Genomic DNA, 18,614 nt, shown 5'->3' on the forward strand with positions numbered 1-18,614 from the left:
TTGTTACCTGCTTGGCACCGGGCCGGTTGATCTGCCCACGACCAGTTCCGCCTCGAGCAATTTGGTTTTGGTCGGATCGTTCGGGGACTTGATGCGCTCGATCAGCATGTCGGCGGCCAGTTCCCCCGCCTGACGCACGGATGAGCGTGTGGCTGTGAAAATGGGCACGTCCTGCCCGTTCTTGAGGTAGGACAGGTCGTCATCATGGGCAATCACGGACACATCGCGGCCCATCTGCAAGCCAGCCTCCTCCAAAGCGCGGCGCACACCAATGGCCGAGATCATGGACGCAGTCAGAATTGCGGTGGGCGGATTGTCCAGCGCCAGCATGGCGCGGGTTTCGTGATGGCCGTAAACCTCGGTCATTTCGGCGCTGCGCATCAGGTCGGGATCCGGCACCAGCCCGGCCTGCGCCAGCGCAGCAAGATACCCGTCGCGGCGGCGATGGGCGAAATCCATATCCTCAAGCCCGTTGATCAATGCGATGCGGCGATGGCCCAGATCCAGCAAAAACCGGGTCGCGCGCTGAAACGAACTTTTGTTGTTCACGTCGATCCAGTCATAAGGCAGGTCCACCCCAGTTGAACGTCCGTGCACGATAAACGGCACGGACATGCGGCTGAGCACTGAAATCCGATGCTCGTTCACCTTGGGACCTTGCAGCACGACCCCGTCCACCGCGCCGCGTTGAAACAGGCTGCGATAAGCTTCTTCGATCGAGGTGTCGTCGGCGTTTGTGAACATCATGTCATAGCCATGCTCGGCATATTTCTTTGCAGCACCGGCGACGAAATCCCCAAAAATCGGGTTCACCATTTCATGCTGGGATGAGCTGGGGATCACATGCCCGATCACCATGGACTTGCCCGTCGCCAGCCCCTTGGCCCGGCTGTTCGGTCGGTATCCATGTTTCTGCGCAGCGGCCTGAACCCGGACCCTCGTATCCTCGCTCACCTCCGGATAGCCGTTCAGCGCGCGGCTGACGGTTGTCTGTGAAAGACCCAGGATTTCCGAGAGCTGTTTCAGGTTCATGAGCGGTTCAAAGCGCCTTCAAATGAGGTGTTAGACTTGTTTTGTGGCCAAATCGACCATTCGTCAACCTGTATTCCGTCAATTCGATCTCTGCCAAACATAGTGCAGTATCAGAAACAGATTGTTGACAGAGGCTGAATGTTAGCGGATAAAGTTCCGCATCCAAAGCGCTTTGAAAAACGAATCTCAGAAGCGCGTTGTTGTCTTGGGAGGATTATTGATGAAACACTCGCTATATGCAGGCGCGGCGGTGCTCGCCCTGATGGCCGGGTCCGTGCATGCCGAAGGTGAAATGATTCATGCTGTCGGCGATGGAAACTTTGATTGGGACGGGTTGCAGGCTTTTGCCGATGCTCATGACCTGACCGGTCAGGACCTGACGATTTTCGGGCCATGGCTGGCGGGTGAGGGCGATTCTTTCGAGAACCTTGTGGCCTATTTCGTCGACGCAACCGGCGCCAATGCCAGCTATGTCGGGTCGGATTCGCTGGAACAGCAGATCCTGATTGACGCTGCCGCCGGGTCGGCCCCCAACCTAACTGTTTTTCCGCAGCCCGGTCTTGCCGCCAACATGGCGAAAAACGGGTATCTGACACCTCTGGCCGAAGGGTCGGCAGATTGGATCAAAGAGAATTTTGCCGCCGGGCAGTCCTGGGTTGATCTTGGGACATTTGAAAATGCCGAAGGTGAAGACGGGTTCTACGGCTTCTTCTTCAATGTGAACGTGAAATCCCTGGTCTGGTACATCCCCGAGAATTTTGAGGATTTCGGCTACGAAGTGCCCCAGACCATGGAAGAGTTCAAAGCACTGATGGACCAGATGGTCGAAGATGGCGAAACGCCGCTTTGTGTTGGTCTGGCGTCTGGTGGTGCCACTGGCTGGCCCGCGACCGACTGGGTCGAGGATCTGATGCTGCGCACCCAGCCGCCCGAGGTTTATGACCAGTGGGTTTCGAACGAAATGAAGTTCGACGATCCGCGCGTGATCGCCGCGATCGAGGAATATGGCAGCTTTACCCGCAATGACGACTACGTCGTGGGTGATGCCGATGACACCGCCGCGATTGATTTCCGCGACAGCCCCAAGGGCCTGTTCGACAGCCCGCCGGCCTGTATGATGCACCGTCAGGCCTCGTTCATTCCGGCCTACTTCCCGGAAGGGACCGAGCTGGGTGTGGATGCTGATTTCTTCTACTTCCCGGCCTATGCCGAGAAGGATCTGGGCACCCCGGTTCTGGGTGCGGGCACGCTGTTCACCATCACCAACCCGAACCCGGCGGCCGAGGCATTCATGGAATTCCTCAAAACCCCCTTCGCGCATGAGATCATGATGTCGCAGGACGGGTTCCTGACCCCGCATCTGGGCGCAAACCCCGAAAATTACGCCAATGACACGCAGCGCGGACAGGGTGAGATTCTGACAAACGCCACCACCTTCCGCTTTGACGGCTCGGACCTGATGCCCGGTGCGGTCGGCGCGGGGACCTTCTGGACCGGTATGGTCGACTATTCGTCGGGCGCGAAAGATGCCGCCACAGTCACCGGCGAAATCCAGTCCTCGTGGGATGCCGCGAAGTAACTGATGTTATGGGGCGGCCCACCGGCTGCCCCGTTTCCAAACACATGAGGGCGTCATGACACCGGCACTTCAGGGCCTGCTGACCATCATCATCGGTGTGTCGGGTTGCGTGGGCTACTTCTACCTCTCGAACCAGTTTCTGGACAAAGTCCTGTTCCCGCCGCGCGGGCCGAATGCGGGACGCAACATCAACCGCGCGAACATGATCCGGCCCTGGCTGTTTCTGTTTCCCGCGCTGGCCGCACTTGGCCTGTATCTGGCCTATCCGGTGGTTGAAACCTTGCGTCTGTCCCTCACGGAACGCGTGCCCGGCGGCGGGTACAGATGGGTCGGGCTGGAAAACTACGGCCAGATGGCCGCCGAGCCGAAATTCTGGGAGGCCATGCGCAACAACATGCTGTGGCTGATCGTGGTGCCTGCGATGTCCACGGCCTTTGGTCTGCTGGTCGCGCAACTGACCGACCGCATCCGCTGGGGCAATCTTGCCAAATCGCTGATCTTCATGCCGATGGCGATTTCCTTCGTCGGTGCATCGGTCATCTGGAAGCTGGTCTATGACGCCCGGCCAGCCGAGCAAGACCAGATCGGCATCCTGAACGCGCTTTATATCTTCTTTGGCGGGACCGAGCCGCAGACATGGCTGACGGTGCCGTTCTGGAACAGTTTCTTCCTGATGATCGTCCTGATCTGGATCCAAACCGGCTTTGCGATGGTGATCCTGTCAGCGGCCCTGCGCGGTATTCCCGAAGAAACGATCGAGGCCGCTATTCTGGACGGGGCCAACCCGTTTCAGATTTTCTTCAAGATCAAGGTGCCGCAGATCAAGACAACCATTCTCGTCGTCTGGACGACGATCACGATCACGGTGCTGAAGGTCTTTGACATCGTCTTTGCCATGACCAACGGGCAATGGGAGACGCAGGTCCTGGCCAATTACATGTATGACAAGCTGTTCCGGGGCGATGACTGGGGGGTCGGTTCGGCCTCGGCCATGGTCATCATGCTGCTGGTAACCCCGATCCTTGTCTGGAACGTGCGCAATGCGCGCAAGGAAATGGAGTAGCGGGTATGAGCGATATTGCAGGAACCAAACCCGCCCTCAGGTGGGTGGTTCATGGCTCGGTCATCTTTCTGGTCGTGCTGTGGCTGGTGCCGACACTGGGGCTGTTGATTTCTTCGTTCCGCACGGCGGATCAGATTTCCAGCAGCGGCTGGTGGCGCGCCATGTTCCCGTCGGAACAGAACCTGACGATCCGCGCCGCCGCGCCCGAAACTCAGGTGCAACAGGGTGATCTGTATGTGATCGAGGGCAACCTGTTCGACGAAGCGCAGCAGGCGACGATTTCAAAATGGGGGATCAGCGCGCGTGAGATCGATGCCTTCGCACCCGGCGATGTGGCCGAACTGCGCAGGGGCGGTACAATCACCGTGGACGCAGAGGGCAACTACCGAATGGAGAACTCCGAGGCGTTCACCGGCAATCGTGGCGCGCGTGTCTTTGTCACCGCCAAAGTACCGTCGGAATTCACGATGGAGAATTACGGCACCGTATTGCTGAGCAACAGCGGTGACGACAATATGGCCAAAGCGTTCTTCAATACGCTGACGGTGACGATCCCGGCGACGATCATCCCGATCCTTGTGGCGGCTTTTGCAGCCTATGCGCTGGCATGGATGGATTTTCCGGGCCGTGCGCTGCTGATCGCGGCGGTGGTCGGCCTTCTGGTGGTGCCGCTGCAGCTGGCCTTGATCCCGTTGCTGAAATTCCACCTGAATATCGGCATCGGCAAAGGCTATCTGGGTGTCTGGCTGGCCCATACGGGCTTTGGGATGCCGTTGGCGATTTACCTGCTGCGCAACTACATGGCCGGATTGCCACGTGATCTGATCGAAAACGCGCGCGTCGATGGCGCGACCGAGTTCCAGATCTTCACCAAGCTGATCCTGCCGCTCAGCTTCCCGGCGCTGGCTTCATTCGCGATCTTCCAGTTCCTGTGGACATGGAACGACCTGCTGGTCGCCAAGGTTTTCCTGATCGATGCAACCGGTCAGACCACCGTAATGACCAACCGGATTGTCGAGCTTTTGGGAACCCGAGGCGGCAATTGGGAAATCCTTGCGACAGCGGCCTTTGTGTCGATCTTCGTGCCGCTGGTCGTGTTCTTCGCAATGCAAAAATATCTGGTCCGGGGCCTGTTGGCCGGATCTGTCAAATAGAGGCGTCTGATGAACGTGCAAAACATCGTGGACATTACCAAATCGACCAAAGCGACATCCGAGTGGTGGCGCGGCGGTGTGATCTATCAGATCTATCCGCGCAGCTTTCAGGACAGCAATGGCGACGGGATTGGGGATTTGAAAGGCATCACCCAACGGCTCGATTACATCGCGTCGCTTGGCGTGGATGCGATCTGGATTTCGCCTTTCTTCAAATCTCCGATGAAGGATTTCGGTTACGATGTCAGCGACTATCGGGACGTGGACCCAATGTTCGGCACGCTGGCGGATTTTCAGGACCTGCTGGCCAAGGCCCATGCCAAGGGCTTGAAGGTGATGATCGATCTGGTGCTGTCGCACACCTCGGACCAGCATCCGTGGTTCAGCGAAAGCCGGGCCAGCCGAGACAACCCGAAATCCGATTGGTTTGTCTGGGCCGACCCCAAGCCGGACGGCACACCACCTAACAACTGGCTGTCGATTTTTGGCGGCTCGGCCTGGCAATGGGATTCCCGCCGTCTGCAATATTACCTGCACAACTTTCTGACCTCGCAGCCCGACCTGAATTTTCACTGCGTTGAAGTACAGGGCGCGCTGCTGGACGTTGCGCGATTCTGGCTGGATATGGGCGTTGACGGGTTCCGCCTGGATACCATCAACTTCTACTTCCACGACAAAGCGCTTCGGGACAATCCGGCGCTGCCCGAGGATCAGCGCAATGCCTCGATCGCGCCTGCGGTGAATCCGTATAACCATCAGGATCACCTGTTCTCAAAAAGCCAGCCGGAAAACATCGCGTTTCTGGAACGTCTTCGCGCATTGACCGACGAATATGAAGGCCGCGCCTGTCTGGGCGAGATCGGGGATGCCCAACGCGGGCTTGAGATCATGGGCGAATACACCACCGGCGATAAGCGAATGCATATGTGCTACGCGTTCGAGTTTTTGGAAAAGCGCGCGCTGACGGCCGACTACGCCAAGCAGGTCTTTGATCAGTTGGAAACGAAAGCAGGCGACGCCTGGCCCTGCTGGGCGTTTTCGAACCACGATGTCGCCCGCCATGCCTCGCGCTGGAACCTGACCGAGGCTGCCGCCCGGCAACATGCTGTGTTGATGATGTGCCTGCGCGGTTCAGCCTGTCTGTATCAGGGCGAAGAGCTGGGTCTGCACGAAGCGGATGTGCCCTTTGAAAAACTGCAAGACCCTTACGGCATCGAGTTCTGGCCCGAATACAAGGGACGCGACGGTTGCCGGACGCCGATGGTCTGGGCCGCACAGGATGAGCATTCCGGTTTCAGCGCGGCTGAGCCATGGCTGCCGGTCAGCATGGCGCAGGCTGAACAGGCGGTGGATCGGTTGGAAAATGATCCGATGTCGATGCTGAACCACTATCGCCGTGCCATTGCCTTGCGTCAGTCGCATTCCGCGTTGGCCTCGGGCACGCAGACGCGGATGGAGCAGACCGGACCGATCCTGACTTTCCTACGTGAAGATGAAACCGAACAGGTGTTCTGCGCCTTCAATCTGGGCTCGGACAGCGCCGATCTGCGTCTGCCAGAAGGTGACTGGCGGCCAATTGGTCAGGACCTTGGCGCGGTGGATGGCACCGGGCAAGTCACACTGAACGAAGCACAATTCTGCCTGATGATCAGGGAAAAGGGGTAAAGCCATGTCTGAACTCAAGCTGACGGACGTTGCCAAGTCCTATGGTCCTGTTGATGTCCTGAAACATATCGATCTGGACATCGAACAGGGTGAGTTGATTGTCTTCGTCGGCCCCTCGGGCTGCGGTAAATCCACCTTGCTGCGGATGATCGCAGGGTTGGAGAAGATCTCTGGTGGCACGCTAGAGATCGAAGGGCAGGTCATGAACGAAGTCCCGCCTGCGCAGCGCGGCATCGCCATGGTGTTCCAATCCTACGCGCTCTATCCGCATATGACCGTGCGTGAGAACATGGCCTTTGCCCTGAAGATCGCCAAGATGCCAGCCTCCGAGATCGACGCCTCGGTCGAGCGTGCCGCCAAAATCCTTCAGCTCGAACCGTTTCTGGATCGTTTGCCCAAAGCGCTGTCAGGCGGTCAGCGGCAACGGGTGGCTATCGGGCGCGCGATTGTACGTGATCCGAAGGTGTATCTGTTCGATGAACCGCTTTCGAACCTCGATGCCGCCCTGCGCGTGGCCACAAGGATCGAGATTGCGCGTCTGAAAGAGGCGATGCCTGACAGCACGATGATCTATGTGACCCACGATCAGGTCGAGGCCATGACGCTGGCCAGCCGGATCGTGGTTCTGGCCAACAAAGGGATTGCGCAGGTCGGAACTCCTTTGGAGCTTTATGAAACGCCGGACAATGAGTTTGTGGCGCAGTTCATCGGCTCACCCTCGATGAACCTGTTGCCGGGCACGATCACGGGCACCGGGCAGATGACCACTGTTTCGCTGGCCTCTGGTGGCACGGCGGTTTCGACAATCCCGACCGAGGCTGGGGACGAAGGCAAACAGGTCAATATTGGCGTTCGGCCCGAAGATTTTGTCCTGACCGACAGCGATCCGATCCTGTCCGGCACCGTCGATTTCACCGAAGCCTTGGGCGAGGTCACACTGCTTTATTTCGAGAAATCCGAAGGGGCAGAATCGGTCCTCGCCAAACTGCCCGGCGTGCAACGAAACCTGCGGGGCCAGACCGCGTCGGTGACCGCCGCCCCGGACAAGGTGCATTTGTTCCACAACGGAATGTCGATGCGAAAATAACCGAAAACAAGGGCCGTGCGGGGTGCTTGACAAGCGCGCCCCTCGTATTCCACCATATTTGAAACGTTTCAATGGTGGGATATGCGTATTTCCGCGCAACTTTACACAGTCCGGCATTGCGGGGGTCTGGCCGATCAGCTGGACATGGCGGCGACCTGCGGTTTTGCGGATGTCGAAACGACGGGCTTACACGAACTGACGCCGTCCCAGATGGCAGAGATCGTTCAACGCTCGGGCCTGCGGGTGCGGTCTGCCCATTTTGACTGGGAAGAGTTCGAAGACCGGTTTGATGAGGTCTCAGCGGTTCTGAACCTGTTGGATTGCCCGGTGGCGATCATGCCCTGGCTGTCACCAGAGATGCGCCCCAAGTCTCGTGAAGGCTGGTCCAAGGTGGCGCATCAGCTATCAGAGTGGGCCACCCGTTTGGCCGCGCAGGGCGTCAGGCTGGGGTATCACAACCACGATTTCGATCTGCAGGGCGAGGCAGGTGACACCCCGCTGGATTTGATCCTGTCGCAAGGCAACATCTACTGGCAGCCCGATATTGGCTGGGTTGTGGCGGTGGGTCTGGATCCTGTGGACATGGTTCAGCGCCACGCGGGTTCGATCCTGTCCATCCATGCCAAGGATATCGATCCGACCGAGCAAGGCGATGATCGCTGGCGCGATCTGGGGCAGGGCGTTGTTGACTGGGGGCCTTTATTGGCGGCCCTTGCACGCACAGGCTGCGCGGATTTGTTTGTCGAACATGACGAAAGCCCCGACCTCAAGACCACACTGGAAACCGGGCGCAGGTTTCTGGAACAACAGCTGAGGACAGCCGCGTAATGGCGCGGGCGACGATCAAATCGATTGCGCGGCAGACGGGCTATTCGGTCGGAACCGTCTCGAACGCTTTGCGCGATGACGCATCTGTCAGGCGCGAAACGCGCGAGGCGATCCAGAAGGTTGCGCAAGAGCAAGGATACCGGGTCAATCTGGACGGCCTGAAATTGCGTACCAACAAATCCTATCGCATTGCGGTTCTGGTTGGCGTCTCGGCTGATGAGTCTGAGGAGTGGGAAGGCGTTGAATTCACACGCATTCTGTCCGGCATATCGGGCGCCTTGCAGGGCTCACGCTATCAGCTGAGCGTATTCAGCGTCTCGAACTTGAACGGCGCCATGACCACTTTGCGCAATATCGTGCAAGAGGGTCTGGCCGATGGGGTGATCTTTTCGGGTACGCTCAGGAACGATCCGCGCATTGCGTATTTGCAAGCACAGAACTTTCCCTTCGTGACATATGGGATGAGCGATGCCACCCAACCCCACCCCTATGTTGATTTCGACAGTCAGGCGGCAGCATTTGATGCGACCCGGCGACTGATCCGTTTGGGGCACCGCAGGATCGCGCTGGTCAATCCACCGTCCGAGTTGATCTATGCGTCGCAGCGGGAAGAGGGGTATGTGCAGGCCCTCACCGCTGCGCAGATCGGATTTGCCGAAGACCTTGTATTCAACGGGCCGACCACCGCGTTGTCAGGTGAAATGGCTTTCCAGAAATTTGCGCGGCTTTCAAACCCACCCACAGCAATCATCTGCGCCAATGAGGCGATGACGCTGGGCGTTTTGTCCTCGGCTGCCAAATCCGGCGTGCAGGTCGGGCGGGATGTGGTGGTAATATCGACCGACGATCTGCAACTCAGCCAGTATTTCGTGCCGCCGCCCAGCACCTACTACCTGCCGATCGGCGAAACCAGCCGTCTGCTGGGCGAGTTCATGCTGAAATCCCTGGACGGGGCCGACCCGTCAGAAATTCAAAAAAAGATCAGGCCCACCTTAATCGAGCGGCAACCTGACACCCCCGCGCCGGAACTGGCGCAATCCAACTGATCCAACAAAGGAGAAACCGAACATGTTCAAACATCTATTTGCCGCAGCGGCCCTTGCCGCGATGACCGCGCCCGCAACTTTTGCCGCTGATCTTGAAGGCCGCGTGCTGAAGATCGGGACGGATGCCACTTATCCGCCGATGGAAACCGTGGATGAAACAACGGGTGAGATCGTGGGCTTCGACGTAGACGTGATGAATGCGATCTGCGCCAAGGTCAATTGCGTGCCCAACTTCGTCAACACCGCCTGGGACGGCATCTTTGCCGCGCTTCAGCAGGGTGAGTTCGATCTGGTGATCTCGGGTGTGTCGATCACCGATGAACGCGAAGAGACCATGGATTTTTCCGAACCCTACATCATCGTCAGCCAGGCCATCCTGCTGCAGGTGGACAATGGCGACATGACGCTGGATGACTTCAAGGCCGGGGGTCAGAAACTGGCCGCGCAGACCGGCACCACCAACGCACAACTGGCCGAAGAACTGGTCGGGCGCGAGAATGTCAGCCTGTATGACAACTTCTCGGCCGCCATTCTGGCGCTGCAAAACGCCGATGTGCAGGGAGTGATCATCGACGGCACCTCGGCTTCGGCTTACGAGCAGGAGTTCGCCGGAGAGCTGACCGTGGGCATCACCGGCCTGCAATCCGACCCGCTGGGCATCGTGTTTCAGGAAGGCGACCCGACCGTGGATGCGATCAACACCGGGCTGGCCGCCATTCAGGAAGACGGCACTTTGGACGAACTGAAAGCGAAATACTGGGGCACCAACTAATCCCATAAGACACGAACAGCCCCGGCGGACCCAATCGCCGGGGCTTTGACTTAGCGGAGAACCCCATGTCGCGCCTCAGCTCGATCCGCCCGAGCAACCTTGTGTTGCTCGCCGCCGCGCCGTTTATCATTTACCTGTTCGCCACGTCGTCGAAATACCTGCGGTCCCTGGTGGCCATTCTGGGGATCGGCAACAATGCGGGGCCGATCTTTGTGGGCTTTCTGCTGGTCCTGACGGCCGCAATCCTTGGATACCTCTGCGCCCGGCACACCCGGTTCCAATCGAAAGCCCCCCTTTGGTTGCGCCTCGCCGCGCTGGCCGCGTTTCCGGTGGCGGTTGGCTTGTCGATACTGGCCTTTGTCGCTCCGCAAATGCTGATGCCTTTCGCCGAATCCGTGTTCTTTCATGCCCTCAGCGAAAACACCTCGACCCTGATTGACCGGTCCAACCAAACCTGGGTGCTGTTCCCCGAGGTGGTGGCGCAGGTGCAGACGGGTTTGCAGGTTCTGCTGGCGGCTTATGCGGTGATCATTGCGCTGTGTTTGGTCTCGGGCCGTTTGCCCAATCCGATGCGCGGGTATGTGCAGTTGGGGTTTGAGGTCCTGACCGGGACCGCATTGTTCTATCTGATGTTCATGGCCCATTGGCAGTTTGCCACCGGCGTCGCCATCACATTCCGCGCGGCGATCTTTGCTTATATCTTCGCTGCCATCCTTGGGCTGATCTGGGTCGGACTGCAGTCGTTCAAGGCCAGGGCGCGTACGACGATGATCTATGGGGCGATCAGCCTGGCCTTATTGGCCATTTCGACGTTTTTCTTCATGCAGCCAAAGGTGAGCTATATCCTCGTCGGCAGCACCGAGGCGCGGATCGCCATCGTGCGCGGCACGCCGCAAGCGCAGGCCGATATCATCCGGTTTGGCGAATTCGACGGCGGAGGAGATCAACAATATCGCATCCGCAGCGCAACCGATACGGCGAGCGCGTTGGAGCAGATCGAAACCGTCGACAGCGTCTCGGGTGCGTTTGTGCCGGTCGAGGCGCATACACAAGGCTATCCGGTGTTGTGGCAGACCAGCTTTCTACCGGACAAGTTCCGCAATCCGGCGCTGGCCTTTGCGGTGTTCGGCTTCCTGCTACTGACCCTGACTATTGGTGGCGCGCAACACAAACTGCATCCGCTTGCGGTTGGGGCTGAGTTCTTTGTGGACACGATCCGGGGCATTCCGATGCTGGTGATCATCCTCTATATCGGTCTGCCTCTGGCCGGGGCCGTGAAAGATGCGACCGGCGGCGGTATCGACATGACCAACATGACGCGGGGGATTATCGCCATTTCGGTCGGATATTCCGCTTACATGGCCGAGATTTTCCGGTCCGGGATCGAAGCCATCCCCAAGGGACAGTTGGAGGCAGGCAGTTCCTTGGGCCTGTCCCGCTGGCAAACCGCGCGGCTGATTGTGCTACCGCAGGCGCTGCGGATCGTGACACCGCCCTTAGGCAACGAATTCATTGCGATGATCAAGGACACCTCGCTGCTGTCGATCCTGTCGGTGCGTGACATGACCCAACGGATGCGAGAGTTTCAAGCCGCCAGCTTCCTGCCCTTTGCGCCCTTCAACACGGCGGCGATCCTGTATGTCGTGATCACGCTGGGCTGCGCCAGCTTCCTGAAATGGATCGAACGCCGCACCGCGAAGGACACCAGATGAACCGGTTGGAACTTGGTGTTTGCTACTACCCCGAACAATGGGACCCGTCCCAATGGCGTGACGATGCGACGCGGATGGTCGAAATGGGGCTGGATTGGGTGCGCATTGCCGAATTCACCTGGGGGCTGATCGAGCCCAAGCGCGGTCAGTTCGAATGGGGCTGGCTGGATGAGGTGATCGGTATTCTGGGCGATACGGGCCTGCGTGTGATGATGTCGACGCCGACAGCCTCGCCGCCAAAATGGCTGATCGACGAACACCCCGAGATTCTGCCCGTCGGCCTTGACGGTCGCGTGCGCGGGTTCGGTTCGCGCAGGCATTATTGTTTTTCCAGCGAAGTTTATTTGGAAGAAGCCCGACGTATCGCGACCGAATACGCGCGGCGGTACGGCCAGAACCCGCATGTTCATGCCTGGCAAATCGACAATGAGTATAATGACCACGACACGGTGCTGAGCTACTCGGACGCCGCCCGCGACGGGTTCCGCCGTTGGTTGCGGGACCGTTACGGCTCGATTGAGGCGTTGAACGAAAGATGGGGTACGGTGTTCTGGGGAATGCTCTATTCCAGCTTTGACCAGATCGAATTGCCCAACGGGCTGGTTGCGACGCCGAACCCGACCCATGCGCTGGATTTCGCGCGCTATTCTTCGGATCGGGTCCGGATTTTCAACAAGGCGCAGGCGGATATTCTAAGGGAACATGCGCCGGGCCGGGACATCACCCACAACTTCATGGCAGGTAGTTTCGAGTTCGATCACCACGCCGTTGCCAAGGATCTGGATATTGTCGGGTTTGACAGTTACCCGCTGGGCAACCTGTTGGGATCGACCCTGTCGGACGCGGACAAGCACCGCTATCTCCGTAGCGGCGCGCCGGATTATCAGGGGTTTCACTGCGACCTCTATCGCTCGCAAGGGCGGGGGCGCATGTGGGTGCTGGAACAGCAGCCCGGCCCGGTGGACTGGGCCGAGAAGAACCCCTCGCCTGCGGATGGCATGATCCGGCTTTGGACATGGGCCGCATATGCCCATGGTGCGCAGGCGGTGATGTTCTTTCGCTGGCGGCAGGCCCGCTTCGCGCAAGAGCAATATCACACCGCGCTGCTGCGGTCTGATGGCAGCGCAGATCAGGCGGCAATTGAACTTGAACAGGTCGCGGCCGAGCGCGATGCGCTGCCTCCGGTAAAGCGGCAAAAGGCGCAGGTGGCGATATTGCTGGATTATACCTCAATCTGGGCCGCCGATATTCTGCCCCATGATGACGCCTTTCCAAACGCCCATATCCTGCGGGAATGGTATGCCGGATTGCGCGCGCAGGGGGTTGATCTGGATTTTATAGGGCCAGATGACGACCTGTCCGGGTATCGCCTGATCGTGATTCCTCAGGCCATGATCGTCTCGCCTGCACTGGCGGAAAAGCTTCAGGCCAGCAAGGCCAAACTGCTGATCGGCGCGCGCGCTGGCAGCAAGACCCATGACATGCACACGCCATCAAATCTGGCGCCTGGCGTGTTGTCCGATCTGGCGGGTGTCCGGGTTCTGCGGGTGGAATCGCTTCCCGATCTGGTACAGGAATCCGTCCGGATGCCCGATGGATCGGCGTATCCCTTCACGGGCTGGCGCGAGGTCATCGAGACCGGCGATCAGGTACTTGGCTGTTTTTCAAGCGCTTACCGGGATGGAAGCCCGGCGATTGTGCGGTCGGACCGGGCGACTTATCTGGCCATGATCCCGCGCGGCGACCTGTTAATGGCTGTTTTGGTAGACGTTCTGGACTGGGCCGGACTACGGAAAACGGACTGCGGGCCTGATCTGCGGATCACCCGCCGGGGTGATCTGGGCTTTGCCTTTAACTTCGGCCCCGATGAACAGGTTCTTAAATTCGACGATTCACGCCAGTACGTTATTGGTAGTTCGAGAATCCCGCCCTATGGTATCGCTGTCTGGCACGAGTCGTGACACCCTCACGGAAAACACCGGACGTGGCTGCAAACTGGACTCATGGAAACTGGCAACTGTCACTTTTGGACAAAAAGCTCTGCCGCAACATTCTGGCCTGCAATCACATAACAAAAACAAACGTCCAACTATGGGAGACATCAAAATGGTAGAACGGAAATCCCTTTCCAGACGCACGGTGCTAAAAGGCGCAGGCGCGGCTGCATTGGCCGCACCGCTTTACAGCAAAAGCGCGCTGGCGTCGTCGGGTGAGATCAATATCCTGATGTGGTCGGACTACCTGCCGCCCAGCTTCATTGAGGAATTCGAGACGCTGACCGGCATCAAGGTGAACTACACCGGTATCGGGTCGAACGAAGAAATCATCAACAAGATGAAGGCCACCAAGGGCCAGGGTTTTGACATCGTCTCGCCCACCAACAACCGCTCGCTTCAGTGGGAACCGCTGGAACTGCTGCAACCGTTCGACATGAACAAGGTTCCGGTTGATCTGGTGAACCCGGCAATGGCCAAAATCGGCACCGACGCGTGGAACTTTGGTGACAGCGGCGCACACTGGCTGCCGCATATCTGGGGCACCGAAGGCATCGCCTATCGCACCGACCTGTGGCTGCCGGAAGGCGACGCGCCGTCCTATGGCGACGTCTGGTCGGAAGAGAACGCGGGCAAGACCATGGGCCGTGCACATTCGATGATGCTGGGCGCGGGTCTCTACATGGAACGCTCGGGCGAGATGGAGCCGGGTTCGGTCTGGGCCGCTTATGGTGACGAAGACACCATGCGCAAGGTCTGGGGTCAGATCACCGACTGGTGCGTGGCGCGCAAGGATCGGATCAAGCTGATCTGGAACGACGCGGATACGCAGAAAAACGGCCTACTGAACGAAGGCGTTGTGGTCGGCCAGACCTGGGACGGCCCGCCGCTGGCCCTGAAATCGGCCGGTGAGCCTGTGCACTATCAGGCACCGGTCGAAGGTGCGATGGCTTGGGTCGACGGTATCTCGATGCCAACGGGTGCTGCCAATATCGATCAGGTCTATGCCTTCATCGATTTTGCCTATCAGGCGAAGCCGGCCGGTGTTGCGATTGATAGCCACGGGTACAACTCGCCCGTTCTTGGTGCCGACCAGTATTCGGGCGACACCTACAAGAAGAACTTTGCCGAGGCCTATCCGGGCGACTCGCTGGCCAACCTCAACCCGTGGCCTGCCGAAGCGCCCTGGTATGCGGAAACCCGCACCGAGTTCGTCAACAAGTTCAAAAGCGCCTAAGCGTTTCGAACCCCGGCCCCTTGCATATGCGGGGGGCTGATCCCTGCGCGCCCTTGTGGCGCGACAGGCCTATCAGGGTGCGAAAGTCATGTGCCCCAGACGGAGATATCTAAAATGAGTGCAGGGGTCGGAGTAGATCTGGAAAACCTGTGGATCCGTTTCGGCGATTTCGTCGCCGTGCGCGATGCCAATGTGAACATCAACGGGGGCGATTTCTTTTCGTTTCTTGGCCCCTCGGGCTGTGGCAAGACAACGATCCTGCGCGCGGTTTCGGGGTTTCTTGATCCCAGCGAAGGCAAGGTGCTGATCGGTGGCAATGACATGCGCGGGATCGGACCCAACAAACGCCCGACCGCATTGATCTTCCAGAACCTCGCGTTGTTCCCGCTGATGAAAGTGTGGGAGAACATCACCTTCTCGATGGAGATCAAGGGGGCCAGCGCCGCGCAACGCCGCAAACGCGCGGACGAGTTGCTGGACATGATCGCGCTGCCGGGGCAGGGCGACAAACTGCCCAGCGAGCTTTCGGGCGGTCAGCGTCAGCGCGTCGCCATTGCCCGCGCGCTGTGCGCCGAACCCGACGTGTTGCTGCTGGACGAACCGCTTTCGGCGCTGGACCTGAAACTGCGCCAGCACATGCGCACCGAGCTGCGTGAAATTCAACAGCGTGTCGGCATCACCTTCATCTACATCACCCACGATCAGGGTGAAGCGCTGACCATGTCGGACAATATCGCCGTCATGCGCGCCGGGGTGATCGACCAGATCGCGGACGGCAAAACCATCTATAACGATCCCAACACGGCCTTTGCGGCCTCATTCGTGGGCGAAAACAACGTGTTCCGTGGCAAGATCAAACAGGTGATGGGCAACGAGGCGCTGATCGCGACGAACCGCTCGGGCGATCTGGTGGCGCGGATTTCGTCCGCCAATCAGGGCAAGATGAAAGAGGGCGATGACGCGATGATGTTCATCCGCCCCGAAGCCTTTGCCATTGCCCCGGATGGCGCAACCGGAGACCATTTCGTCACCGCCCGCGTCAATCACGAAGAATTCGAGGGCAACGTCTTCAACATCTTCACCGAAGGCGACGGCGGGAAAGAGATCAAGGTATCTCTGCCAAACCTGGGGCAATCCTTCGAAGATCACACCGGCCAGACCATCACGCTGGAATACGAGGCCCGCAATGCGGTTCTGGTTCCCGCGGGTGAACTGGCGGCAGAGTAAGGGGTTCAACAGATGCCCCGATTTCTGAAAGACTTCTTCAACCGCAATGGCACCGGCATGGGGTTGATGATCCTTGGTCTGGTCCTGTTCTGGACCATCGGCCTGATCATCCTGCCGCAATTGTCGATGCTGGACTTCTCGTTCCGTCCCAACCTGCCGCCGCCTGAAATTGGTGGCCCGAAGGACGTTTACACGCTGGAGAACTACAAATACCTGATCTACGGCCCCGAAGGCGGCAGTCAGGCTTACAACGCAGTCGATCTGCGCGTGTTCTTCCGCACGTTGCTGGCGGCGGTCTGTGTGACGATCTTCAACCTGATCCTGTGCTACCCGATTGCCTATTACCTGGGTCAGTCCAAGGGCAATCATATCCGCATTTTCGCGATCATGCTGATCATCCCCTATTGGATCAACGAGATCCTGCGCGCCTTTGCCCTGCGGATCATCTTTGGTGAGACCGGGGTTCTGAACACCCTGTTCATGGGTCTGGGCATCTGGGACACGCCGTTTGATTTCATCCGCAACGACATCGCGCTCTATGCCGGTTTGGGCTACGCCTACATCCTGCTGATGATCTTCCCGATGTATAACGTGATCGAAAGTCTGGACGGCAATCAGATTGAGGCCGCGCGCGATCTGGGTGCCCCATGGTGGCGCATTCACTGGCGGGTCGTGATCCCTTATGCCAAGCCGGGCATCAGTTCGGGCTGTACCATGGTGTTCATGCTGTCCGCCGGTGCGCTGGCCGCGCCGCAAATTCTTGGCGGGCCGTCCAGCCTGTGGTTCACGCAGCTGATCTATCAGCAGTTCAACGACAACAATGACTGGCCACAAGGGGCCGCCTACGCCATCGTGCTGCTGGTGACCTGTATCCTGTTCGTGCTGGCCGTGATGCGCCTGTTCAAGGTGAACATGGGGGATATCGGGAAATGAATAATTCCTTCCTCCGCATAAGTATCTGGGTCTATCTGACGATCTTCTTCCTGTATCTGCTGGGACCGCTGGTGATCATGTCGATCACCGCCTTCAACTCGCCCAGCTTCCCAAGGATGAGCCCGTGGGAATGCCTGACCTTCCAGTGGTTCGGAGAGCTGTTTCAGGATCAACGCATCCTGAACGGCATCAAGAACTCGCTGATCATCGGGGCCGGGACCGTTGTACTGTCGGTGGCGATGGGTTTGGCCGGGGCGCTGCTGCTGACGCAGATCTGGCCCAAACTGCGCGCGACCTACTACACGATCATTATCGCACCGATCCTGATCCCGGGCGTGGTTCTGGGTATCTCGACGCTGGTGTTCTGGGACCGGATCAACCGGATGCTGGGGCTGGGTGCGGACAGTGTGTTGTCGAACGGGATTTTCCTGACGGTGATCGGCCAATCCACCTTTATCGCCAGCTACTGCATGCTGGTTCTGGTGGCGCGTCTGCAACGCTATGACGTGGCCCTGACCGAGGCGGCGCTGGACCTGGGTGCAACCCACGCGCAGGCGTTTCGTAAAATCCTGCTGCCTTTCATGCGCCCGGCGATTGCGTCGGCGGCGGTGCTGGCGTTCCTCGCCTCGTTCGAGAACTACAACACCACAACCTTCACCTTTGGCGAATACCCGACGCTGACCATCGAACTGGCGCAGAAGGTGCGTTATGGCATCACGCCTTCGATCTCCGCTCTGGCCTTTATCATCGTGGTTCTGACGGTGTTCTTTGCCCTGCTGAACGAGGCCAAGCTGAAGCGTCAGGAACTGGTGACCGCAGCGCGGAAAAACGCCACTGTCGAGGAACTGGCAGACAAGATCAAACTGCCCAGCTTCTTCGCGGGCAACATGGCCGCAGTTCTGCTGGTGGTCTTTGCGGTTGCGACGATCACGGTCGTGGGCACGGCTACGGCCTACAACCCCGGCCAGTGCATTGCCGACGTGCGCGAGCAAAAGCAGCTGGAGGCCGAACAGCGCATTCAGGAACTGCGCAAGCAGCGCGAGGAGCGCCGCAAACAGCGCGAGGCGGAAGAGGCCGAACAAGGCACAACGCAAACCGCACCGAAACCGTCGAACAACAGCGGATTCGGGAATGTGTTTGCCCCCAATGCGCTGGGTGGCGGAGAGGCCGAAGACGATGAGTCAGAGACCGAAGAGCAGCCATCCAATAATGGCGGCTTTGGCGGGGCCTTTGACCCCAACAGTCTGCAAAGCGACTAGTCGCAAGCTCTGAAAAACAGCCTCGG

Annotated in this window: 15 protein-coding genes; 14 read left to right on the top strand and 1 reads right to left on the bottom strand. The window is 58.9% G+C overall.

The features are described from left to right. Positions 1–3 precede the first annotated feature (3 nt). Positions 4–1,032: a substrate-binding domain-containing protein gene (locus tag ACR0KX_RS12920; protein ID WP_170622178.1), complete on the bottom strand. Its 1,029-nt coding sequence runs from the start codon at positions 1,030–1,032 to the stop codon at positions 4–6. A gap of 220 nt (positions 1,033–1,252) precedes the next feature. Between ACR0KX_RS12920 and ACR0KX_RS12925 the strand changes: the two genes are divergently transcribed. The 14 genes from ACR0KX_RS12925 (at position 1,253) to ACR0KX_RS12990 (ending at position 18,588) form a co-directional block, all read left to right on the top strand. Further along, positions 1,253–2,611, top strand: coding sequence for an ABC transporter substrate-binding protein (locus ACR0KX_RS12925; protein ID WP_170622177.1), 1,359 nt, complete (start codon positions 1,253–1,255; stop codon positions 2,609–2,611). Between the two features lie 55 nt (positions 2,612–2,666). Then, on the top strand, positions 2,667–3,674 hold the full coding sequence (locus ACR0KX_RS12930) for a carbohydrate ABC transporter permease (protein ID WP_170453810.1): 1,008 nt from the start codon (positions 2,667–2,669) through the stop codon (positions 3,672–3,674). A gap of 5 nt (positions 3,675–3,679) precedes the next feature. Next, on the top strand, positions 3,680–4,828 hold the full coding sequence (locus ACR0KX_RS12935) for a carbohydrate ABC transporter permease (protein ID WP_170522762.1): 1,149 nt from the start codon (positions 3,680–3,682) through the stop codon (positions 4,826–4,828). Positions 4,829–4,837: 9 nt separating this feature from the next. Continuing rightward, positions 4,838–6,493: an alpha-glucosidase gene (locus ACR0KX_RS12940; protein WP_170622176.1), complete on the top strand. Its 1,656-nt coding sequence runs from the start codon at positions 4,838–4,840 to the stop codon at positions 6,491–6,493. A 4-nt stretch (positions 6,494–6,497) separates the two neighbouring features. Next, complete coding sequence (locus ACR0KX_RS12945) at positions 6,498–7,580, top strand: sn-glycerol-3-phosphate ABC transporter ATP-binding protein UgpC (RefSeq protein ID WP_170622175.1); 1,083 nt, start codon at positions 6,498–6,500, stop codon at positions 7,578–7,580. An 81-nt stretch (positions 7,581–7,661) separates the two neighbouring features. After that, positions 7,662–8,408: a sugar phosphate isomerase/epimerase family protein gene (locus tag ACR0KX_RS12950; RefSeq protein ID WP_170453806.1), complete on the top strand. Its 747-nt coding sequence runs from the start codon at positions 7,662–7,664 to the stop codon at positions 8,406–8,408. Beyond that, entirely contained in the window at positions 8,408–9,454 is a 1,047-nt protein-coding gene (locus ACR0KX_RS12955) for a LacI family DNA-binding transcriptional regulator (protein ID WP_170622174.1), read from the top strand. The genes ACR0KX_RS12950 and ACR0KX_RS12955 overlap by 1 nt, the downstream gene beginning before the upstream one ends. Before the next feature lie 22 nt (positions 9,455–9,476). Next, entirely contained in the window at positions 9,477–10,226 is a 750-nt protein-coding gene (locus tag ACR0KX_RS12960; protein WP_170453804.1) for a basic amino acid ABC transporter substrate-binding protein, read from the top strand. 65 nt (positions 10,227–10,291) lie between these two features. Next, positions 10,292–11,938, top strand: coding sequence for an amino acid ABC transporter permease (locus ACR0KX_RS12965; RefSeq protein WP_170622173.1), 1,647 nt, complete (start codon positions 10,292–10,294; stop codon positions 11,936–11,938). Then, positions 11,935–13,899 (top strand): beta-galactosidase, encoded by a 1,965-nt coding sequence (locus tag ACR0KX_RS12970; protein WP_480708485.1) that lies wholly within the window; start codon positions 11,935–11,937, stop codon positions 13,897–13,899. The genes ACR0KX_RS12965 and ACR0KX_RS12970 overlap by 4 nt, the downstream gene beginning before the upstream one ends. Before the next feature lie 145 nt (positions 13,900–14,044). Then, entirely contained in the window at positions 14,045–15,169 is a 1,125-nt protein-coding gene (locus tag ACR0KX_RS12975) for an extracellular solute-binding protein (protein WP_170523054.1), read from the top strand. Between the two features lie 114 nt (positions 15,170–15,283). After that, entirely contained in the window at positions 15,284–16,396 is a 1,113-nt protein-coding gene (locus ACR0KX_RS12980) for an ABC transporter ATP-binding protein (protein WP_170453800.1), read from the top strand. Between the two features lie 12 nt (positions 16,397–16,408). Further along, entirely contained in the window at positions 16,409–17,329 is a 921-nt protein-coding gene (locus ACR0KX_RS12985) for an ABC transporter permease (RefSeq protein WP_170453799.1), read from the top strand. Then, positions 17,326–18,588, top strand: coding sequence for an ABC transporter permease subunit (locus ACR0KX_RS12990; protein WP_170622171.1), 1,263 nt, complete (start codon positions 17,326–17,328; stop codon positions 18,586–18,588). Before ACR0KX_RS12985 ends, ACR0KX_RS12990 begins: the two co-directional genes overlap by 4 nt. The last annotated feature ends 26 nt before the right edge of the window (positions 18,589–18,614 follow it).

Source organism: Ruegeria sp. BG5, from assembly GCF_056538425.1.